We start from the raw sequence: 21156 nt of genomic DNA, 5'->3' as shown, positions 1-21156 counted from the left end.
GGTTACCACGGTGTGATTCATGACTGGGGTGAAGTCGTAACAAGGTAGCCGTAGGGGAACCTGCGGCTGGATCACCTCCTTAATCGACGACATCAGCTGCTCCATAAGTTCCCACACGAATTGCTTGATTCATTGAAGAAGACGATAGAAGCAGCTTTAAGCTCCAAGCTGATAGCTCTGAGCTAATCAGTTACGCGCTCGAAATTGGGTCTGTAGCTCAGTTGGTTAGAGCGCACCCCTGATAAGGGTGAGGTCGGCAGTTCGAATCTGCCCAGACCCACCAATTTTGTATGGGGCCATAGCTCAGCTGGGAGAGCGCCTGCCTTGCACGCAGGAGGTCAGCGGTTCGATCCCGCTTGGCTCCACCATTAACTGCTTCTGCTTGTTAGAGCTTAGAAATGAATATTCCAGTGCGAATATTGATTTCTAGTCTTTGATTAGATCGTTCTTTAAAAATTTGGGTATGTGATAGAAAGATAGACTGAACGTTACTTTCACTGGTAACGGATCAGGCTAAGGTAAAATTTGTGAGTGACTCTTAAGAGTTTTGCGAATTTTCGGCGAATGTCGTCTTCACAGTATAACCAGATTGCTTGGGGTTATATGGTCAAGTGAAGAAGCGCATACGGTGGATGCCTTGGCAGTCAGAGGCGATGAAAGACGTGGTAGCCTGCGAAAAGCTTCGGGGAGTCGGCAAACAGACTTTGATCCGGAGATGTCTGAATGGGGGAACCCAGCCATCATAAGATGGTTATCTTGTACTGAATACATAGGTGCAAGAGGCGAACCAGGGGAACTGAAACATCTAAGTACCCTGAGGAAAAGAAATCAACCGAGATTCCCTTAGTAGTGGCGAGCGAACGGGGACTAGCCCTTAAGTGGCTTTGAGATTAGCGGAACGCTCTGGAAAGTGCGGCCATAGTGGGTGATAGCCCTGTACGCGAAAGTCTCTTAGTCATGAAATCGAGTAGGACGGAGCACGAGAAACTTTGTCTGAATATGGGGGGACCATCCTCCAAGGCTAAATACTACTGACTGACCGATAGTGAACTAGTACCGTGAGGGAAAGGCGAAAAGAACCCCGGAGAGGGGAGTGAAATAGATCCTGAAACCGTATGCGTACAAGCAGTGGGAGCCCACTTTGTTGGGTGACTGCGTACCTTTTGTATAATGGGTCAGCGACTTATTTTCAGTGGCGAGCTTAACCGAATAGGGGAGGCGTAGCGAAAGCGAGTCTTAATAGGGCGTCTAGTCGCTGGGAATAGACCCGAAACCGGGCGATCTATCCATGGGCAGGTTGAAGGTTAGGTAACACTGACTGGAGGACCGAACCGACTACCGTTGAAAAGTTAGCGGATGACCTGTGGATCGGAGTGAAAGGCTAATCAAGCTCGGAGATAGCTGGTTCTCCTCGAAAGCTATTTAGGTAGCGCCTCATGTATCACTGTAGGGGGTAGAGCACTGTTTCGGCTAGGGGGTCATCCCGACTTACCAAACCGATGCAAACTCCGAATACCTACAAGTGCCGAGCATGGGAGACACACGGCGGGTGCTAACGTCCGTCGTGAAAAGGGAAACAACCCAGACCGTCAGCTAAGGTCCCAAAGTTATGGTTAAGTGGGAAACGATGTGGGAAGGCTTAGACAGCTAGGAGGTTGGCTTAGAAGCAGCCACCCTTTAAAGAAAGCGTAATAGCTCACTAGTCGAGTCGGCCTGCGCGGAAGATGTAACGGGGCTCAAACCATACACCGAAGCTACGGGTATCACGTAAGTGATGCGGTAGAGGAGCGTTCTGTAAGCCTGTGAAGGTGAGTTGAGAAGCTTGCTGGAGGTATCAGAAGTGCGAATGCTGACATGAGTAACGACAATGGGTGTGAAAAACACCCACGCCGAAAGACCAAGGTTTCCTGCGCAACGTTAATCGACGCAGGGTTAGTCGGTCCCTAAGGCGAGGCTGAAAAGCGTAGTCGATGGAAAACAGGTTAATATTCCTGTACTTCTGGTTATTGCGATGGAGGGACGGAGAAGGCTAGGCCAGCTTGGCGTTGGTTGTCCAAGTTTAAGGTGGTAGGCTGAGATCTTAGGTAAATCCGGGATCTTAAGGCCGAGAGCTGATGACGAGTTACCTTTCAGGTGACGAAGTGGTTGATGCCATGCTTCCAAGAAAAGCTTCTAAGCTTCAGATAACCAGGAACCGTACCCCAAACCGACACAGGTGGTTGGGTAGAGAATACCAAGGCGCTTGAGAGAACTCGGGTGAAGGAACTAGGCAAAATGGCACCGTAACTTCGGGAGAAGGTGCGCCGGTGAGGGTGAAGGACTTGCTCCGTAAGCTCATGCCGGTCGAAGATACCAGGCCGCTGCGACTGTTTATTAAAAACACAGCACTCTGCAAACACGAAAGTGGACGTATAGGGTGTGACGCCTGCCCGGTGCCGGAAGGTTAATTGATGGGGTTAGCTAACGCGAAGCTCTTGATCGAAGCCCCGGTAAACGGCGGCCGTAACTATAACGGTCCTAAGGTAGCGAAATTCCTTGTCGGGTAAGTTCCGACCTGCACGAATGGCGTAACGATGGCGGCGCTGTCTCCACCCGAGACTCAGTGAAATTGAAATCGCTGTGAAGATGCAGTGTATCCGCGGCTAGACGGAAAGACCCCGTGAACCTTTACTATAGCTTTGCACTGGACTTTGAATTTGCTTGTGTAGGATAGGTGGGAGGCTTTGAAGCGTGGACGCCAGTTCGCGTGGAGCCATCCTTGAAATACCACCCTGGCAACTTTGAGGTTCTAACTCAGGTCCGTTATCCGGATCGAGGACAGTGTATGGTGGGTAGTTTGACTGGGGCGGTCTCCTCCTAAAGAGTAACGGAGGAGTACGAAGGTGCGCTCAGACCGGTCGGAAATCGGTCGTAGAGTATAAAGGCAAAAGCGCGCTTGACTGCGAGACAGACACGTCGAGCAGGTACGAAAGTAGGTCTTAGTGATCCGGTGGTTCTGTATGGAAGGGCCATCGCTCAACGGATAAAAGGTACTCCGGGGATAACAGGCTGATACCGCCCAAGAGTTCATATCGACGGCGGTGTTTGGCACCTCGATGTCGGCTCATCACATCCTGGGGCTGAAGCCGGTCCCAAGGGTATGGCTGTTCGCCATTTAAAGTGGTACGCGAGCTGGGTTTAGAACGTCGTGAGACAGTTCGGTCCCTATCTGCCGTGGACGTTTGAGATTTGAGAGGGGCTGCTCCTAGTACGAGAGGACCGGAGTGGACGAACCTCTGGTGTTCCGGTTGTCACGCCAGTGGCATTGCCGGGTAGCTATGTTCGGGAAAGATAACCGCTGAAAGCATCTAAGCGGGAAACTTGCCTCAAGATGAGATCTCACTGGAACCTTGAGTTCCCTGAAGGGCCGTCGAAGACTACGACGTTGATAGGTTGGGTGTGTAAGCGCTGTGAGGCGTTGAGCTAACCAATACTAATTGCCCGTGAGGCTTGACCATATAACACCCAAGCAATCTGAATGCTCGAAAGAGACCAGATTGCGGTGTGTGAAGACGCAATGAACCGAAAGTTCGCGCAGCTCACAAAGCACCTGTATCACATACCCGATTTGCTGAAGCGAGGCCAGCCGGTCACGAGTCAGTACCCGAATTTCTTGACGACCATAGAGCGTTGGAACCACCTGATCCCATCCCGAACTCAGAAGTGAAACGATGCATCGCCGATGGTAGTGTGGGGTTTCCCCATGTGAGAGTAGGTCATCGTCAAGATTAAATTCCGAAACCCCAATTGCGAAAGCAGTTGGGGTTTTGTTTTAGTAGAAGTCACCGATTTTGCTGGCACGTTACCGTGTTGACGGGCCAGATACAGAATTTCTTGACGACCATAGAGCGTTGGAACCACCTGATCCCATCCCGAACTCAGAAGTGAAACGATGCATCGCCGATGGTAGTGTGGGGTTTCCCCATGTGAGAGTAGGTCATCGTCAAGATTAAATTCCAAAACCCCTGTCTGCTAACGCAGACGGGGGTTTTGCCGTTTCAGGGAATTCAAAAATCAGGCCGCTTTGCGAGCCGTATTGATCTTCCACGCAACCGATTACTTCTTCCGGAACGGTTTGTCATGGGGTAATCGCACCGCCTCAGCTGAGGCCGTTTGAACGACGCCCTTAAAATCGAAAAAGCCAGCCCCTGAATGATCAGGGGCTGGCTTTTTTATGCACAAGGCTAAGGTTCAGAACTGGTAGCTGACCGTGGCCGCGACGTTGCGCTCTTCGCCCATGTAGCAGAAGCTCAGACTGGCGCAGGAGGCCACGTAAGATTCGTTGGTCAGGTTGTTCGCATTCAATCGAACGTCGACGCCCTTCAAGCCGACCTTGCCCAGGTCATAACCGATCGATGCGTCGAACAACGTGTAAGACGGCACCTTCAGTGTGTTTTCCGCATCCGCCCAGCTGTAACCGACATAACGCACACCACCGCCCAAACGCAGGCCATCCAGTGCCGCGCTATCGAACTTGTAGTCGGCCCACAACGATGCCATGTGCCGCGGTGCCTGAGTCGGCGAGTTGCCTTTGTTTTCGATCACATCGGTCGGCGTGCTCAGGGTACTGACCATCGACTTCGAATACTCGATATCGGTGAAGGTATAGCTACCGAGCACTTTCAGGTTGTCGGTCACCTGCATGTGCGCTTCCAGTTCCAGACCTTGCGAACGCACGGCGCCGACAGCACGGTAGAAATTTTCCTGGGGCAGCTTGGTCGCCAGGTTCTCCTGATCGATATGGAACAGCGAGGCGGTGAACAGATTATCGGTGCCTGGCGGCTGGTACTTCAGGCCGACTTCCCATTGCGTTCCGTCGGTTGGCGGCAGTGGATTGCCGGCGCTGTCAGCATACGAGTTCGGGTTAAACGACTCGGAATAGCTGATGTACGGCGCCAAGCCGTTTTCGAACAGATACAAGGCGCCAGCGCGGCCGGTCAGTTTGGTGCGGCGGTCGTTGATTTCGGTGCCCACTGGCCGTCCCGCTTCGGCGATACGGTTCTCATCGGAAGTCTCGACCCAGTCCTGACGCAGTCCGAGTGAGAAGCGCCACTGGTCTATCTCGATCAGGTCTTGCAGGTATACGCCGGTTTGTTCCAGGCGGCGCAGATAACTGGTCTCGCCGTACATGTCGATCGCCGAATTGCCATAGACCGGATCGAAGGCATTGATCGGCGCCAGGCCGCCGCTGGTCCAGTCGACCACGGTTTTGCGCCGTTGATAATCTGCGCCCATCAACACGGTGTGCTTGGTGGCACCGGTGAAGAATTCGGCCTGCAGCATGTTGTCGACGATGAACGCATGCAGACGCTCATCGCCGCCGGTGTAATAGCGGTTCAGTTCGTTGCTGGTTGGCGTCGTCCAGCCATAGGCGTAGACCTGATCCATGTTCACTTTGGAGTCGAGGTAACGGAAATTCTGCCGCGCCGTGAAGACATCGTTGAAGCGATGTTCGAACTGATAGCCAAAAGACTGCTGATCCCGCGAATACCCATCAACTCCCGGCTCGCCCTCGAAGAAGTGCGGCGAGATGCGGTTGCCGTTGCGCTGATGAATCGTGCCATCCGCCGGAACGCCACCGTGGTAGCCGCCATCCGGATCGTGCTGCAGATACGCCTGCAGCGTCAGCGAAGTGTCTTCAGTGAAATCGATGCTCAGGGTCGGGGCGAGAGCGAAGCGTTTTTCCTTGTTGTGGTCGAATTGCGTGTCGGATTGATCCGTCAAACCGGTCAGACGATAGGCAATGCGCTTGTCGTCATCGACTGGGCCGCTGAAGTCAAACCCGACCCCGCGCTGACCTTGGGTACCGACCGTGGCCTGAACCTGATGATAGGCCTCGTACAACGGTTTTTTGCTGGTCAGCGCCACCAGTCCACCGGGCGAACTGCGACCGTACAACACCGACGATGGGCCTTTGAGAATATCCACGCGCTCAAGGAAATACGGATCGACCTGCATGGTGCTGTAGGTGCCGCTGTCACCCATCGACTTGAGGCCGTCGAGATAGATGTTGTCCACCGAACCGTCGTTGAAACCGCGCATCGCCACGTAATCGTAGCGATGCGTCGCGCCGTAAGGGTTGGTCAGCACGCCGGGGGTATAACGCATCGTCTGGGAGACGGTCTGCGAGCCTTGGTCGTCCATTTGCTCGCGAGTCACCACCGATACGCTTTGCGAAGTTTCCAGCAGCGCGGTACTGGTCTTGGTGGCGATCTGGCTGTGGGTGGCGTTGTAGCCCTCCATGCTGCCTAGCGCGTTACCGAGAGCGAAGCCTTTGATATCAGTAGCCGGCAGCGCCAATGCATCGCTGTCGCTGACCGAGTGCAGAATATAGCTTCTGCCATCCTGGCTGACCGCTTCCAGCCCCGAGCCACTCAGCAAATGGCTCAACGCTTGATCGGTTGAATATTCGCCCTGCACGCCCGGCGACTGCCGCCCCTGCGTTTGCTGGGGTGTCATCGACAAAGTGATACCCGCCTCGCGCGCAAACCGGTTCAGCGCGTCGTCCAACGGGCCGGCGCCAATGTTGTAGCGATGGCTGCTCGCTTCACTGGCATTGGCGGCGAGGCTCAGGGCAGGCAACACTCCGGTGCCTAGAACAGTGGAGAGCAGGGCGGCGCGAACGGCGTGGCGTAACAGGCCTGATTCGGCAGTGAAATGCAGAGAGGTGATGCGGACAGTCATTGTCGGTTTCCGTGGCAAGTCGCTAAAGCGGAATGGAAGTGCTTACTGACCAAGCCGGATTTGCCGCAAAAAACCGCCAAAATAATTTCAGGCCACTGCCTCAATCATTACCCACCACCGGGTGCGGTAGCGCAATTGCACCGGCAACGTCTGCGGCAAAATGGTCAACAGCTTGTCGGTGTCCTCCAGGCGGAATACGCCGGACAGGCGCAAATCTGCCACCGCCTGCGCACACGTCACGAAACCTGGACGATAACGTCCGACCTCGTTGAGAAAGTCGCCCAGGCGCATATTGCGAGTGACGATCAGACCGTCGACCCACGCGCCCGCGTCCATATCTGGTGGCGGCGCCGGGCGTACCTGGTGGTGATCGATCAGGTAGGTCTGCCCGGCGAGTGCCTCGACCGAGGTGCCAGCGCTATGAATGGTCACACGGCCGTGGGTGACGCTCAGCCGCGTGCAATCACTGTCCTGACGCAGGATGAAGCGGGCGTGGGTCGGCTCATAAACGCCGTGACGACTTTGTACGCGTAGCGCCCGATTGAACGCCGCGCCTTCATCGTTACCGCCGCATGTGACGATGATTTCGCCGCGATTGAGTTTGATCAGCCGCTGCTGCGCGGTGTAATCCAGATCCACTGCGCTGGCAGTGTTCAGCTCGATCCGCGTGCCGTCGGGCAACTGGAACCCGCGACGCTCGCCGGTCGCCGTAGCGTAATCAGCGCGCCACTGCTGCCACACGGAGGTGTCCTTGGCCAGCCATGCCGCGGAGCCCATCAGCACCGCGCCAGACAGCAGCTTCAAGGCTTGTCGCCGTCCGAGCCCTTGCGCACTGTTTTCCAGCGTATGGAACGCCACTTGGGCACCGGGCACGGCGCGCAGGTTATGGCTCAGTTCAGCCTGCAGCGACTGCACGCGCTGCCAAGCCAGTTCATGTTCATGATGTTCGGCGCGCCACGCGTCGCATTGATGACTCAGGCGCGCATTGCCATGGTTGTTGCGCAGCCGCAGCAACCAGTAAATGGCTTGCTTGACCACCTGTTGCGGCGGCTCGGCGCGACGCCCGACTGAGTTGTTATTCACAGGCATCAACTTGCATACCGCAACACGTAACAGTGATACAGCGCAGCGGCGACGTAACGTTCGACTGAGCGCAGTGACAAACCCATCTGCGCGGCGATCTGCTTGTGGGTCAAACCTTCGCACTGCGCCAGCAGAAACGCCTGACGCACTTTCGGTCGCAGGCCTTCAAGCATGCGCGCGATGCTCTCGAGCAACTCGATTACCAGCGCGCGGGTTTCGGCGCTTGGGGCTTCGGCTTCGGGCAAGTGGGCGATGGTTTCGAGATAGGCGCGTTCGATTTCTTCACGACGCCAGAGGTCGATCACCAGGCCACGGGCGATGGTGCTTAAAAATGCGCGAGGTGCTTTCAATTCCAGGCGTTCGCTGCGCTGCAGCAGACGGACGAAGGTGTCCTGGGCCAGATCCGCCGCATCCGCGGCATTGCCCAGTCGCGCTCGCAGCCAGGCGTTGAGCCAGCCGTGATGACTCCTGTAAAGCGCCTGCACTGCAAACTCAGGTGAGGACATGAACGCAACAGCCCGAACGCCACAAATGATAATTAGTCGCATTGTCATCAAGAGCTACAGAATTTGCAACCGGCGCTGCAAAACAGTCATCAAAAAATGACAGACGAACGCTCTGGCACGCCGTTCGGCGGGAATCTGGCAGAAATGCCGTGCATTTCCTGCAAAGCGCTAAGTTTTCTCCGAAGCGTGCCGACAGACTGGTGAGACATGCGTGCACCAAAGTAGAGCGGCCGTCAGAACGCCGCCTGCGCTGTACATGGAATGTTGCATCCCGGAACGCATCCCCACTTTTGCATAAGAAGTCCCATGAAATGAATCTCAAGTTCAGCCATAAAATCCTGTTGGCCGCCTCGGGCGTCGTGGTCCTGGCTTTCGCTTTGTTCACCCTCTACAACGACTACCTGCAGCGCAACACCATTCGCCAGAACCTCCAGTCGTCCGTGCAGCAGGCCGGCGATCTGACCGCCAGCAGCGTGCAGAACTGGATGAGCGGGCGAATTCTGGTGCTGGAAAACCTCGCGCAAAACGTTGCCCATCAGGGCAAGAACGCCGACTTCCCGGGGCTGGTCGATCAACCGGCCTTCACCTCGAACTTCCAGTTCACCTACGTCGGTCAAGCCAACGGTGTGTTCACCCAGCGCCCTGACGCGAAGATGCCGGACGGCTACGACCCGCGTCAGCGCCCTTGGTACAAGCAAGCCGTCGCTGCCGACAAAACCATGCTGACGCCGCCGTACATGGCGGCGGTCGGTGGTCTGGTGGTGACCATCGCCATGCCGGTGAAAAACAATGGCGAATTGCTGGGTGTGGTCGGCGGTGACCTGAGCCTGGAAACCCTGGTGAAGATCATCAATTCGGTGGACTTCGGTGGCCTCGGTCACGCATTCCTGGTCAGCGGTGACGGTCAGGTGATCGTCAGCCCGGACAAAGACCAGGTGATGAAGAACCTCAAGGACATCTACCCGAACGCCGGCGTGCGCATCGAGAAGGGCAACCAGAACGTGGTACTCAACGGCCAGGAGCGCATCCTGTCGTTCACCCCGGTCAGCGGCTTGCCGAATGCCGACTGGTACATCGGCCTGTCGATCGATCGTGACAAGGCCTATGCCGCGCTCAGCCAGTTCCGCACTTCGGCGTTGATCGCGATGTTCGTCGCGGTCGCTGCGATTGCGCTGCTGCTGAGCCTGCTGATCAACGTTCTGATGCGTCCGCTGACCACCATGGGTCGTGCGATGCAGGACATCGCCCAGGGCGAAGGCGACCTGACTCGTCGTCTGGTCGTGCAAGGCAAGGATGAGTTCGCTGAACTGGGCAGTTCGTTCAACCAGTTCGTCGAGCGCATTCACGCGTCGATTTCCGAAGTGTCGTCGGCCACCCGTCATGTACACGACCTGTCGCAACGGGTGATGGCCTCGTCCAACGCTTCGATCATCGGTTCCGACGAACAAAGCGCCCGCACCAACAGTGTGGCCGCCGCGATCAACCAGTTGGGCGCCGCCACTCAGGAAATCGCCCGCAACGCCGCCGACGCTTCGCAACACGCCAGCGGCGCGAGCGAGCAGGCCGATGACGGTCGTCAGGTGGTCGAACAGACGATTCAGGCGATGACCGAGCTGTCGCAGAAGATCAGCCTGTCGTGCACCCAGATCGAAACCCTCAATGCCAGCACCGACAACATTGGCCACATCCTCGATGTGATCAAAGGCATCTCGCAGCAGACCAACCTGCTGGCGCTCAACGCGGCCATCGAAGCGGCCCGTGCCGGTGAAGCCGGACGTGGTTTTGCGGTGGTGGCGGACGAAGTGCGTAACCTCGCGCATCGCACCCAGGAATCGGCGGAAGAGATCCACAAGATGATCACTTCGTTGCAGGTCGGTTCCCGTGAAGCGGTGACCACCATGAACGCCAGTCAGGCGTCCAGCGAAGAGAGCGTGGAAGTGGCCAATCAGGCGGGCCTGCGCCTGGTCAGCGTGACCCAGCGCATTGGTGAAATCGACGGCATGAACCAGTCGGTGGCCGCAGCAACCGAAGAGCAGACGGCGGTAGTGGAAACCCTCAACGTCGACGTCAATCAGATCAACCTGCTGAACCAGCAGAGCGTCGCCAACCTCAATGAAACGTTGAAGGATTGTGATGCGTTGTCGCAGCAGGCGAATCGGTTGAAGCAGTTGGTCGACAGCTTCAAGATCTGACGTCTAGCAGACTGCGTTATCGTTCATCGCGGGCAAGCCCGCTCCCACAGGATTTCTGGCGAACACAATATCTGTGACCGACCTGGAACCTGTGGGAGCTGGCTTGCCAGCGATAGCGGCGGTGCAATCACTGCCAATCTGAAGCCTTAGACAAACAGCTTCAGCACATTCCCCATCGCATCATCGGCAAACCCCTGCACGAAATCCTTGAACCCCGGCAGCGCCTCGGCACCTCCGCTGGCCGGTTCGGCAATGATTGTCCAGGTCGCCCGCGACTTGCCCGCCCCCAAAGATTCCACATTCATCGCCGCCCACAGATTGGCCACACCCAGCGTGTTGTAGATCGTGGTCCAGGTCATGGCGCGCGCCTGCTCATCGCGGGAGTTGAGTTGCTCGACCACCACGTTGCCGTCCTTGAAGAACTTCTTGCGTAGCGAGGACACGCCTTCACCGGTCATTTCGATGTGCGACAGCGCCGGAATAAACCGGTCGAAACCGGCGAAGTTGCCGACCACCGCCCAAACCTGCGCCGCGTCCGCCGGCACTTCCACCGATGACACAACGTGGCAGCCGTGCGGGTTTTTGATCAAGGTGTCGGGTTGCAGATTGCTCATGGTGTTGCTCCTTTTTGATGAACTAGATGAAGTTGATCTGTTTCAGGTAATCGCAGCCGCGACGCAGCAGCGCCGGGGATTTTTCCGGGTACTGCGCGCCCATTTGTTGCACGCCGGCTTCCGCGTTGGCGTGGCCGATCAGGGAGATGTCGCCGATGTCTTCCTCGAAGCCGTTGAGGTAGAAACCGAGCACGCCGAACAGCGCGTTGTCGGCGTCGACCCGGCCCAGTTGCTGTTGCCAGTCGGCGACACTGACCAGCGAAAATTCGCTGCCGGTTTCGCGGAACGAAGCGACGTAGGCATCCCAACTCAGCGGCTCGGGGTTGTGCAGGTTGAACACCGCTCGCTCGGTCGAATAACGGCTGGCGTGGAAGGCGATGAAACGGGCGAGAAAGTCCACCGGCATCAGGTCGAAATTCAGTGCGAAGGCCGGCACCTGACCGAGTTGGATCGAGCCCTTGAGCATCAGCATCAAACGGTTCTTGTGCGGTTGGCAGACGCCGCTCAGGCTGTTGAAACTGATGTTGCCGGGGCGATACAGGTTGACCCACACCCCACGCTCGCGCGCCCGTTCAAGGATGCGCTCGCCGACCCACTTCGACAGGTTGTAGCCATTGCGGATGTAGATCGGCGGTGTTGGCGCGGCGGGCAGTTCGAGCACGCGGCCGTCGCTATCGACAGTGCTTGAAGCGGACAGCGTCGAGACAAAGTTGAAGACCTTTTTGTTGCGCCCTTCACACAGGCGCAGCAGCTCGAAAATCGGCTCGACGTTATCCGCGGCCAGCGACTCGTAATCGAGCACATGGTTGACGTTGGCGGCGTTGTGCACCAGTGCGCCGAACTCGCGATCCAGGCGCTGATAATCGGCGTCGGCCAGGCCCAGCTGCGGACGGGTGATGTCTGCCGAGTAGATCCGCACCCGGCTCAGGTCCAGATGCTCCAGGCGGTTCTCGCGCAACGCCTGGGCAAAGCGCTGCGCCGCCGTTTTTCCGCCACCGTCACGCACCAGACACGCCACCTCGCTGGCGCCCCAGCCGAGCAGCGCTTCGACAATGTGTACGCCGACAAAGCTGTTGGCGCCGGTGACGATCACCTTGTGCACATCGCCCAGGCGACTGATCGGCAACGGCTCGATGTTCAGCGGGCGTTCGGCGTCGGCCATGGCCTGGGCGCTGAGCACCGCGCTGTCATCGGTCCCGCGCACCAGCGTTGCGAGCTTGATGATGGTCGGCAATTCGATGAAGCGGTTGATCGAGATGCTGCGCCCGAACTCCTCACGCAAACGCAGCAACATGCGCGACAGCAGGATCGAATGCCCACCGAGGTTGAAGAAACTTTCGTCGGTGGAAATATCGCTGGTGGGCAGCTCCAGCAGTTCCGCCCAGATCTCCAGCAGCAGCGCTTCGTCGGCATTTGCCGGCAGGCATTTCGGGCCGCTGTCCTGCACGCTCACCGGCAGTTCCAGCAACGCTTTGCGGTCGACCTTGCCGTTGCTGGCGAATGGCATGTGCGGCAGTTCAGTCCACGCCACCGGTTGCATGTAGTCCGGCAAAAACTGCTGGGCATGCGCCTTCAATAGATCGCGTGCAGCGTCCGACTGCGGCTGCGCAAGGAACGCCAGAATCCGCCGCTGACTGTCGATCACCACCGCCACCTGACGGTACAACTGGCTCTCGCGCAGGCAGCGTTCGATCTCCTCCGGCTCGACCCGGAAACCACGGATCTTCACCTGATTGTCGCGCCGTCCGCACAGCTCGATACCGTGCTCGCCCCATTTGGCCATGTCGCCGCTGCGGTACGCGCGCAACGTTTGGCCGTGCGGCAGTTGCAGGGTCAGGTAGCGCTCGGCGGTCTGCTGCGGGTTGTTCAGATAACCGAGGCAAACGCCGGGGCCGACGATGAACAATTCGCCGACAGTGTTCTCCGGCACCGGTTGCAAGTCGTCATCGAGAATCAGCACCTGACTATTGGCGATCGGCGCCCCGAGGGTGCGGTTGCTGTCACCCGGTTGCAGTTGCCGGGCGGTGATCAGCACCGTGGCTTCGGTGGGGCCGTAGAGGTTATGCAACTTGCCCTGACGGGTCAGTTGCTCGATGACGAAGGGCTCGCAGACGTCGCCGCCGGTCATGACCTCGACGCCTTGCAGTTGCTCCAGCGGCAGGATGCTCAGCAGCGCCGGCGGCAGAAACGCGTGGGTCAGTTGCCGGCGGCGGATCAGCGCCACCAGTTGCAGCGGATCGCGGCGCTGGGTGTCATCCGGCACCACCAGTTCGGCGCCTTGCAGCAGGCTCGGGAAGATATCGATCAGCGAAGAATCGAAGCTCAGCGAAGAGAACTGCAAGACCCGACTTTCAGCGCGCAACTGCACGTAATCGGCGTACCACGCGGTGAAGTGCGCGAGGTTCGCCTGGCTCAGCAGCACGCCCTTCGGATGCCCGGTGGTGCCCGAGGTATAGAGCGCCATGCACGGCGCTTCAAGCGTCGGCCGCTGACGCATCAACGGTTGGCTGGGATCCGCATCCGCGCTGTCGATACAGCTGACATCCAGACCGGGCATTGACTCACTCAGCGGGTGCTCGCCGTCGTGCAGCAACAACACCGCGCCGGCGTTCTGCAGGATGTATTGCTGGCGCTGCAACGGATGGCTCGGCTCCAGCGGCAGGTACACCGCGCCACTGCCGAGCACCGCCAGAATCGAGGCAAACAGCGCCGGGCTTTTCGGCTGACAGATACCTACGATCCACGGCTGCGGATGTTGCTCGAGCAATGGCAGCAGGCGTTGCTGGATCGCACAGCTGTGGGCGTGTAACTGGCGATAGCTGAGCGACTGCTCGGCCAGGTGCAGCGCCGGTCGCTCGGCGTGTTCGATCAGGCTGCGTTGCAGACGCTCGATCAACGGGATCTGCGCCTGCGTAAGCAGCATCGGGTTGGCCGTGTCGTTAAGGCGATGGACGTAGGCCAGGCTGTCGAGAAACCGCAGGTCTTCCACCTGTTCGAAATCTGCTGCCGTGGCGGGCATCACCTGCTGGAAATACTCGGCATCGCGGGAGAAACGGCTGACCAGCAGCGCAACTTCGTCGACCACCTGCGTCAGCACCCGCTGGCGCAGAGCCTGACCGTTGCCGGACGGCTCATCGCCAATCGGCACGCGGCAGATCAGAGACGAACCAAGGAAGCACAGCAGGTCGAGCGTCGGTAAACCGCCAAGGCTTTGCGCAGCGATACCCAGGCGCAGATGCAAGTGCGGGATGGCGCAGAAATCGCCGGCGCCGATGAAGCCATCGTCGATGATCAGATCCACCGGCGATTGCGCCGCGCCGCTGCGCAGCAAGGAGTGACCGTGTTGTTCGAGTTCCTGCGCCAGGTCGGTCATGGCCTGGCTGGCGCCAATCAGCAAAATGTCGAGACGTCTCATGTCAGCCTCCTCATCAAACCAGATAGTCGCGCAGGGCGTGCTGCACGCAGGGCGTGTCGAGCAGCGAGCTGCTGTGGAAAAAACGCACGATGTTGCCCACCAGCGGATGATGGCGATTGATCGGGAAGGCCAGCCCGGCCATCTCGTCCTTGAGCGAGCGGCGCACGGCATCGTTGACCGGCAAGGCGTCGATCAGGCGCAGATCGAAGGACTTTTGAATGTCGTTGGTCAGGTAATGGCCGATGAACACCGGCAGGATCTGCGCGATGGTTTCCCGGTCGGCGTCACTGGCGGTGTGCCAATAGATGCGCACCATGCGCGCCCAGAAGCTGGAGTGCCGGCCTTCGTCGAGCAAGTGATCGGCCATCAGGCCTTTGATCGACGGCTTGACCGTATCGTCCCGGGCGAACGCTGCGACATCGCCGGTCACGGTGTTTTCGGCGATCGCCACGCAGATCAGTTCCACGGCGCTGCGCAGGTGCTCGGGCGCCAGTGCCACGGCGGCAGGAATTGCCCGGCTCAGTTCGATTTCAGTGGGCAGTTCGATCGGCTCGATGCCGGTCATCGCCACGGTCTGTTGCATGAAGTCCATCGCCACCAGCGCGTGGTAATCCTCGTCCACCACCACGGTCATGGCGTCGTAGCGACAGGCGAACGGGAAGGCCACGGCAAAGCGATTCTTGGCGATACTGCGCGCGGTCTTGTCGACGATCTCGGTCTCGAAAATCACCACGTCGTTAATGAACTTGTACAGCGTCTGCACCAGGGCAAAATCCCGTTGTTGCGGGCACTCGCGCAGGAAGGTTTCGCTGAGCACCAGGGGCTGGCGGCTCAGCGGGTAGATCAGGCGCTCATCGTCTTCCAGTACGCGCCGTGGCCGGGTGCGGATGGTGGCGCGGCTTTCCCAGGCGTCGGCGAAGGATTGGTAATCGGCGGCGTTCATTGGGCCACCTCCGCCAACGGTTCGCGCATGCTCAGACGCAGGCCGTCCCACAAGGCAATGCGGCTTTCCACTGCCGCGATGGCGCTGGCGTAGACCTCGGCTTCGCGTTGCGGATCGCCATCGACCAGACGCTCAAGCAGTTGCTCCGCCGCCGGACCGTGATCTTCGGAATCGACCTCGATGTGGCGCTCCAGGTAATAGCGAAAGGTCGGCGCCTGTTCGATACCGATCCCCCAGTCATCGAGGATGCGCTGGAACATGGTCGGGATGACGCTCTCGCGACCATGCAGGAACGCGGCAGCGACGCTGTGGCCTGGCGCATGCAGCGCGGTGTTCAGCGTCTCGCGAACAAATTTTGCTGCTGCCGGATCCACTTCCACGCTTTGCAGGGCGACGTCGTAACTCAAGCCTTCCTGTTGCAACGCGACAAACCGTTCGACCGCCGTGGTGCTCGCACCGACTTCACGCATTGCGTCCAGATACAGCTCGAAATGGCTGTAATGGCCGTGAGCGGGACGGTCGTCGGACTCTTCGCCGAGCACGATCTCGTTGATCAGCCGCGCAGCATGCGGATCACGCGGCGGCAGCCACGGCAGACGGGTGCAGGTCAGTTCCTGTTGCAGACGCTTGGTCAGCGACATGAAATCCCAGACGGCGAAGACGTGGGATTCCATGAACCGGCGCAGTACCGATAACGAATCGATTTCAGTAAAGATCGGATGAACGCTCAATTGAGCTTTTATCAGGGCGAGTTGTTCTTTAGTTGGCATCATGGCTAACCTCGGTGTTATTGGAATAGAGAGAGTTGCTCGTTCGGTGCGTCAGCGCGGACGTGCTGAGTTTTAAACTTTTATATTGGCGAGCGCTGGCCTCATTCAGTTAGATGAAAGTGTGCAAAGTGCATGGAAGGCTCTGGGCTGTGCCTGGGTGACTATTTGTCAAGGCTGTCAGCTGAGTACGGAGCCGTGCCGTGTTTGCAGGGTTTAACCTGCTCGGCGAGGAAAAACTTATACATCATCAAATAACTTAACAAGTTTATTTTTAATTATTTTAAGTTTGCTGTTTTTTAAGTATGAGTCGATCCGGTAAAACTTATCAATTAAGTTTTACTTGGGCGTAGTTGCTCCTTTCGGCGAACAGTGGCCAAAATTGAAGACAAGAGTGAATGCCTCACTCAGAGCAACTTTTCGATAAAAGGGCTGAAGTTGTGTAAGGGGGCGAAAGTTGGCCGGGAACGGCGCCGTAACTTCCTTTTATCCCGTGGCAAGGCTCCTTCCGTAGGTTCCTGGTGCGAGGACTGCGCCGGCGGTGCGGTGCGTCCCCGTTCTTCATGGGTTGGCTGTTCAAGAGTGCGGGTAAATTGGCGGGACGGCTATGACCGATTCGTCCGCGGCGAGCTGCAATACCGGACTTATGGGGGCGCTGGGAGGTTAGAGCGAACAGGCGAATCCGCCACCGGGTTTGCGGCAGACCGTAGAGAGGATTTGTAAGCGGGTTATTCGCCGGTCAGCTGCAAGGGTCTGAAACCGGCGTGGAGGGGATCAGCGAACGGTCTTGCGGTGTTGTCCGGCAGGGCTGGCGAGGTAACGGGTGATCACCTCGACGCCACGGTTGAGGTGTTGTGTGAGCAGCTTCACCGACAGTTCGACATCGCGTCCGATCACGGCCTGGAGCATCGCGCGGTGATCTTCCTGGGACAGTTTGCCCAGGCCCATGGCTTCAAGGTTGAAACGCAGAAAGCGCTCTTCTTCATTCAGGCCGCCTTCGACCAGTCGCAGCAACCGCTGATTCGGCGCCTTGCTGTACAAAGCCATGTGGAACAGGCGATTGAGCCGACCGATTTCGCTGTAGTCGTGCTGGGTCTCTAGTGCTTCGATATAACTGGCGGCAAGCGTGTGATCGGCGCTGGTCAGCAGCGGGACCGACTGGCGCATGGCTTCGGATTCGAGCAGGATTCGCAACTCGTAGGTTTCGGTAGCGTCGCCCTGAATCAGCGGGGCAACCACAGCGCCTTTGTGGGTCGTGACGCTCAGCAGCTCCTGGGCCTCCAGCTGACGCAGAGCCTCGCGCACCGGCATGCGGCTGACCCCGAACAGGTCAGCCAGATCCTGCTGACGCAGGGCGGTGCCGCACGGTAAACGACCGTCAAGGATCGCCGAGCGCAACGTCTCCTCGATGATCGAACGGGCGAGATGTGCAGGAATCGGCCCATCGACCTTGATGCTGTGCAGCGGTTTGGGCTTCTGTGTCACGACTACTCACCCTGAATCAAGACGGAATTTGGATCCAAAGACACTAGTGATTGCTCTACAGGTTGTCAAACCATGTAAAGGATTGCTGTCCTGAGTAAAGTTTAGCGCGCTGGCGATGATCTCATGGTGCCATTGTTTTTTGCCGGGCTAAGCTTCACCATCAAACGCTTTCCTTCCTGCCCCCTGGAAACCTGCTGTGGCGGTACGTTTCGCGATCCCTCGGACTTTGCGCTGGCTAGGCTGCGCACTGCTGCTGGCCGGCGTCATGCTGGGCGGTCTGCATGCCGATTGGGATTTTTCCGCGATCAGCCGCAAAGCCACGGCGCTGTACGGGCCGCTGGGCGCCGGGCAGCAGCGGATCGATGCCTGGCAGAACCTGCTGGCCACGCAGAAACAAGTCAGCGAGATGGAAAAGCTGAAAGTCGTGAACCTGTTTTTCAACAAACAGGTGCGCTATGTAGAGGACATCGATCTGTGGGGCCAGGTCGATTATTGGGAGACGCCCATCGAAGCGCTGTGGAAAGGCGCCGGTGATTGCGAAGACTACGCGATCGCAAAGTATTTCAGCCTGCGCCATCTCGGGGTTTCCAGTGACAAGCTGCGCATCACCTACGTCAAGGCACTGCGCCAGAATCGCGCGCACATGGTACTGACTTACTACGCCACCCCCGATGCCATGCCGCTGGTGCTCGACAGCCTGATCGATCCGATTCAGCCTGCGTCCCAGCGAACCGATTTGCTGCCGGTCTACTCTTTCAATGCTGAAGGTCTGTACCTGCCGGGAGCCAAGGGCAACAAAAAGGTCGGTGACACCAAACGCCTGTCGCGCTGGCAGGATGTGCTGAAGAAAATGCAGGCCGAAGGTTTCCCGGTCGAAACGACTAACTAGGAGCACGCGCTCAGATGTCTTTGTTCAAACAGCTGTTGATCGCTATCTGTCTGTTCCTGGTGGTCGCCTTCACCGGCAGCTTCATGGTCAGTCTGGAGAGCTCGCGCACCCAGTACGTCAACCAGCTGCGCTCCCATGCCCAGGACGCTGCCACGGCGCTGGCGTTGTCGCTGACGCCGAATATCGACGATCCGGCGATGGTCGAGCTGCTGGTCAGCTCGATTTTCGACAGCGGTTATTACGCGAGCATCCGTGTGGTCGACCTCAAGACCGACCAGACCATCGTCGAGCGCAGCGGGATTCCGGCGGTGAGCAATGTGCCTGACTGGTTCGTCAAACTGATCGGCCTGGAACCGGCCGGTGGCGATGCCTTGGTCAGCCGTGGCTGGGAGCAGGCCGCGCGGGTCGAGGTGGTCAGCCACCCGATGTTTGCCGTGGCCAAGCTGTGGCAGAGCGCGTTGGGCAGCCTCGGCTGGCTGTTGCTGTGCGGCGCGGTCAGTGCGGTGCTCGGTGCGTTGCTGCTGCGCCGGCAATTGCGCCCGCTGGATTACATGGTCAAACAGTCCCACGCCATCGCCCGTCGCGAGTTCCTCAGCCTGCCGGAGCTGCCGCGCACCCCGGAACTGCGGCGCGTGGTGCAGGCGATGAACCAGATGGTCGAGAAGCTCAAGGCGTTGTTCCAGGAACAGGCCGAGCGCAGCGAAAAACTGCGCGCCGAGTCTTATCAGGACAACCTCACGGGGCTGGCCAACCGGCGCTATTTCGAGATGCAACTGCACAATCGGGTGAGCAACCCGGAGCAGGCCAGTTCCGGTTACCTGCTGCTGTTGCGGGTCAAGGATCTGGCCGGGCTCAACCAGCGCCTGGGCGGTCAGCGCACGGATGAATTGTTGAAAGCCGTCGGCGAGCAGTTGTCCCGCGAATGCGCCAAATACCCGGAAACCCAGAACCTCGTGACGCGCATCCGCGGCGGTGAGTTCGCCGTGCTGGCGCCAGGGCTGGTACGTGAAGAGGCGCTGCAACTGGCGCAGAACCTCGACAGTGCGCTGAGCAGCCTGCACGCCACCGGCGCCACTGATGTGCCGGCCGTGGCCTCCATCGGCCTGGCCCCGTTTGCCCACGGCGATTCACCGCAAGCAGTGCTGACCCTGGGTGATCAGGCGCTGGCGCAGGCCGAAGGGCAGGGCGAGCAGAACTGGGCGTGCATCGATCAGAGCCTGGTGGCCGAGGTTGGCGACGATCATCACGCCTGGCATCGATTGCTTGATCAGGCGCTGAATCAGCAGCGCTTCGAGTTGTACTTCCAACCGGTGGTGGCTGCGCAGGACACGCAACTGGTGCTGCATTACAAAGTGCTCTCGCGCTTGCTGGATGAGCAGGGCCAGACCATTCCCGCCGGACGTTTCCTGCCGTGGCTCGAGCGTTTTGGCTGGACCGCACGACTCGACCGCCTGATGCTCGAACGCGTTCTGGAGCAGATGAAAGGGCACGAGGATTCGCTGGCGCTGAACCTGTCCTCGGCAACCCTGGCCGATCCACAGGCATTGAACAAAGTGTTCGAGATTCTGCGCGCGCACTCCGACCTCGGCGAGCGTCTGACGCTGGAGATCGGTGAGGAGCAACTGCCGGAGCAGGCGGTGCTGGAGCAGTTGACCCGGCGTCTGCGTGAACTCGGTTTCTCCCTGAGCCTGCAGCGCTTTGGTGGACGCTTCAGCATGATCGGCAACCTGGCGCGGCTGGGGCTGGCGTATCTGAAGATCGATGGCAGCTATATTCGTGCGATCGATCAGGAAAGTGACAAGCGTCTGTTCATCGAAGCCATCCAGCGGGCGGCGCACAGCATTGATCTGCCGCTGATTGCCGAGCGCGTCGAGACCGAAGGGGAATTGTCGGTGATTCGCGAGATGGGTTTGTATGGGGTGCAGGGGCAGTTGTTTGGTGAGCCCAAGCCCTGGAGCTGAGCCGTTGTCCGCGTGGCGTCAGTGATGCCGCCATCGCGGGCAAGCCCGCTCCCACAGGATTTTGTGTCGTTCACATAACTGCGGTAACCCATCCCATTGTGGGAGCGGGCTTGCCCGCGATGAGGCCAGATCAGTCAACGAAGATTCGGGATCAGATCAGCCCGCCTTCATCTTCATCGATCAGGTGGCTCAACCCGCCCAACGCCTCACGCGCCTGGGTCCGGTCCATCAGTTTGGCCTGCGCCGCCGGGGGCAGGTCGGTGACGCGGATCACGCCCTTCTGGGTCAGCACCTGAATCAGGTCGTCGAGTACCCGAATCATTTCAAAGTCGCTCTGCTTGAGCTGTTTGAGGCTGTTTTCCACGGCTGCGTTGGCGAACCAGGCCTGGATGTCATGGTGGTCGGCCGGCAGCGTTTCCGTGGCCTCGGCGTAGGCCGCCGCTTCCACGCGAATCAACTGACCCTGCGCATCGCGTTGCACGTAAAACATTGAGCATCCCTCAGAAAGAACCAGCGTCATGCTGTCAGCAGCATAGGCCAACTGCGCGCGAGTATGCGGGCTGGCGACGAAATCGTCA

Annotated in this window: 12 protein-coding genes, 2 tRNA genes and 4 rRNA genes (1 of these 18 only partly in view); 9 read left to right on the top strand and 9 right to left on the bottom strand. The window is 58.6% G+C overall.

The features are described from left to right. The 6 genes from KVQ82_RS30015 to rrf (KVQ82_RS29990) form a co-directional block, all read left to right on the top strand. A 16S ribosomal RNA gene (locus KVQ82_RS30015) occupies positions 1-82 on the top strand; it begins 1455 nt to the left of the window's first position. Between the two features lie 124 nt (positions 83-206). After that, a tRNA-Ile gene (locus KVQ82_RS30010) sits at positions 207-283 on the top strand. Positions 284-292: 9 nt separating this feature from the next. Next, a tRNA-Ala gene (locus KVQ82_RS30005) sits at positions 293-368 on the top strand. 237 nt (positions 369-605) lie between these two features. After that, a 23S ribosomal RNA gene (locus tag KVQ82_RS30000) occupies positions 606-3497 on the top strand. Between the two features lie 154 nt (positions 3498-3651). Beyond that, a 5S ribosomal RNA gene (rrf, locus tag KVQ82_RS29995) occupies positions 3652-3767 on the top strand. A 105-nt stretch (positions 3768-3872) separates the two neighbouring features. Next, a 5S ribosomal RNA gene (gene rrf / locus KVQ82_RS29990) occupies positions 3873-3988 on the top strand. Together the 16S, 23S and 5S rRNA genes with 2 tRNA genes alongside form the textbook arrangement of a ribosomal RNA operon. A gap of 242 nt (positions 3989-4230) precedes the next feature. Here rrf (KVQ82_RS29990) and KVQ82_RS29985 read toward each other — a convergent pair. The 3 genes from KVQ82_RS29985 to KVQ82_RS29975 form a co-directional block, all read right to left on the bottom strand. Continuing rightward, positions 4231-6723, bottom strand: a complete 2493-nt coding sequence (locus tag KVQ82_RS29985) for a TonB-dependent siderophore receptor (protein ID WP_222017433.1) — start codon at positions 6721-6723, stop codon at positions 4231-4233. 87 nt (positions 6724-6810) lie between these two features. After that, positions 6811-7812 carry a FecR domain-containing protein gene (locus KVQ82_RS29980; RefSeq protein ID WP_222017432.1) on the bottom strand — a complete coding sequence of 334 codons (1002 nt, stop codon included), beginning with the start codon at positions 7810-7812 and terminating at the stop codon, positions 6811-6813. Next, a complete protein-coding gene (locus KVQ82_RS29975) occupies positions 7812-8312 on the bottom strand; it encodes a sigma-70 family RNA polymerase sigma factor (RefSeq protein WP_086795007.1) in 501 nt (166 codons plus the stop codon). The genes KVQ82_RS29980 and KVQ82_RS29975 overlap by 1 nt, the downstream gene beginning before the upstream one ends. Before the next feature lie 311 nt (positions 8313-8623). Here KVQ82_RS29975 and KVQ82_RS29970 point away from each other — a divergent pair, with 311 nt between their 5' ends. Beyond that, the gene (locus KVQ82_RS29970; RefSeq protein WP_108181292.1) at positions 8624-10504 is read left to right on the top strand and encodes a methyl-accepting chemotaxis protein; all 1881 of its coding nucleotides are present in this window, start codon (positions 8624-8626) and stop codon (positions 10502-10504) included. Between the two features lie 146 nt (positions 10505-10650). Here the strand turns inward: KVQ82_RS29970 and KVQ82_RS29965 are convergent, their stop codons facing one another. From KVQ82_RS29965 to KVQ82_RS29945, 5 genes are all read right to left on the bottom strand, one after another. Continuing rightward, the gene (locus KVQ82_RS29965) at positions 10651-11118 is read right to left on the bottom strand and encodes an SRPBCC family protein (RefSeq protein WP_041070893.1); all 468 of its coding nucleotides are present in this window, start codon (positions 11116-11118) and stop codon (positions 10651-10653) included. Positions 11119-11140: 22 nt separating this feature from the next. After that, complete coding sequence (locus tag KVQ82_RS29960; protein WP_222017431.1) at positions 11141-14533, bottom strand: amino acid adenylation domain-containing protein; 3393 nt, start codon at positions 14531-14533, stop codon at positions 11141-11143. A gap of 13 nt (positions 14534-14546) precedes the next feature. Beyond that, positions 14547-15476, bottom strand: a complete 930-nt coding sequence (locus KVQ82_RS29955) for a diiron oxygenase (RefSeq protein WP_222017429.1) — start codon at positions 15474-15476, stop codon at positions 14547-14549. After that, on the bottom strand, positions 15473-16249 hold the full coding sequence (locus KVQ82_RS29950) for a DUF3050 domain-containing protein (protein ID WP_222017427.1): 777 nt from the start codon (positions 16247-16249) through the stop codon (positions 15473-15475). The genes KVQ82_RS29955 and KVQ82_RS29950 overlap by 4 nt, the downstream gene beginning before the upstream one ends. Before the next feature lie 768 nt (positions 16250-17017). After that, positions 17018-17728 (bottom strand): GntR family transcriptional regulator, encoded by a 711-nt coding sequence (locus KVQ82_RS29945; RefSeq protein WP_222017426.1) that lies wholly within the window; start codon positions 17726-17728, stop codon positions 17018-17020. A gap of 196 nt (positions 17729-17924) precedes the next feature. On the opposite strand from KVQ82_RS29945, the gene lapG reads away from it, so the two are divergent. Together lapG and lapD are read left to right on the top strand one after the other, a co-directional pair. After that, positions 17925-18617: a cysteine protease LapG gene (lapG, locus tag KVQ82_RS29940; protein WP_007962016.1), complete on the top strand. Its 693-nt coding sequence runs from the start codon at positions 17925-17927 to the stop codon at positions 18615-18617. Between the two features lie 14 nt (positions 18618-18631). Beyond that, positions 18632-20578: a cyclic di-GMP receptor LapD gene (gene lapD / locus KVQ82_RS29935; protein ID WP_222017424.1), complete on the top strand. Its 1947-nt coding sequence runs from the start codon at positions 18632-18634 to the stop codon at positions 20576-20578. Positions 20579-20729: 151 nt separating this feature from the next. Here the strand turns inward: lapD and KVQ82_RS29930 are convergent, their stop codons facing one another. After that, positions 20730-21068, bottom strand: coding sequence for a tryptophan synthase subunit beta (locus tag KVQ82_RS29930; RefSeq protein ID WP_121182990.1), 339 nt, complete (start codon positions 21066-21068; stop codon positions 20730-20732). Between the last annotated feature and the right edge of the window lie 88 nt (positions 21069-21156).

It is taken from the genome of Pseudomonas sp. AO-1 (genome assembly GCF_019775695.1).
GTDB lineage: Bacteria > Pseudomonadota > Gammaproteobacteria > Pseudomonadales > Pseudomonadaceae > Aquipseudomonas > Aquipseudomonas parakoreensis.
The sequence above is the reverse complement of the archived record's forward strand: the minus strand, read 5'-3'. Positions and strand labels throughout refer to the sequence as shown.

What these genes read in the sequence shown, in the direction of transcription:
- KVQ82_RS29970 (WP_108181292.1), top strand. Translation starts at nt 8,624, where the DNA reads ATGAATCTCAAGTTCAGCCATAAAATCCTGTTGGCCGCCTCGGGCGTC.
- KVQ82_RS29955 (WP_222017429.1), bottom strand. Translation starts at nt 15,476, where the DNA reads ATGAACGCCGCCGATTACCAATCCTTCGCCGACGCCTGGGAAAGCCGC.
- KVQ82_RS29975 (WP_086795007.1), bottom strand. Translation starts at nt 8,312, where the DNA reads ATGTCCTCACCTGAGTTTGCAGTGCAGGCGCTTTACAGGAGTCATCAC.
- KVQ82_RS29950 (WP_222017427.1), bottom strand. Translation starts at nt 16,249, where the DNA reads ATGATGCCAACTAAAGAACAACTCGCCCTGATAAAAGCTCAATTGAGC.
- KVQ82_RS29930 (WP_121182990.1), bottom strand. Translation starts at nt 21,068, where the DNA reads ATGTTTTACGTGCAACGCGATGCGCAGGGTCAGTTGATTCGCGTGGAA.
- KVQ82_RS29980 (WP_222017432.1), bottom strand. Translation starts at nt 7,812, where the DNA reads ATGCCTGTGAATAACAACTCAGTCGGGCGTCGCGCCGAGCCGCCGCAA.
- KVQ82_RS29960 (WP_222017431.1), bottom strand. Translation starts at nt 14,533, where the DNA reads ATGAGACGTCTCGACATTTTGCTGATTGGCGCCAGCCAGGCCATGACC.
- lapD (WP_222017424.1), top strand. Translation starts at nt 18,632, where the DNA reads ATGTCTTTGTTCAAACAGCTGTTGATCGCTATCTGTCTGTTCCTGGTG.
- KVQ82_RS29985 (WP_222017433.1), bottom strand. Translation starts at nt 6,723, where the DNA reads ATGACTGTCCGCATCACCTCTCTGCATTTCACTGCCGAATCAGGCCTG.
- KVQ82_RS29965 (WP_041070893.1), bottom strand. Translation starts at nt 11,118, where the DNA reads ATGAGCAATCTGCAACCCGACACCTTGATCAAAAACCCGCACGGCTGC.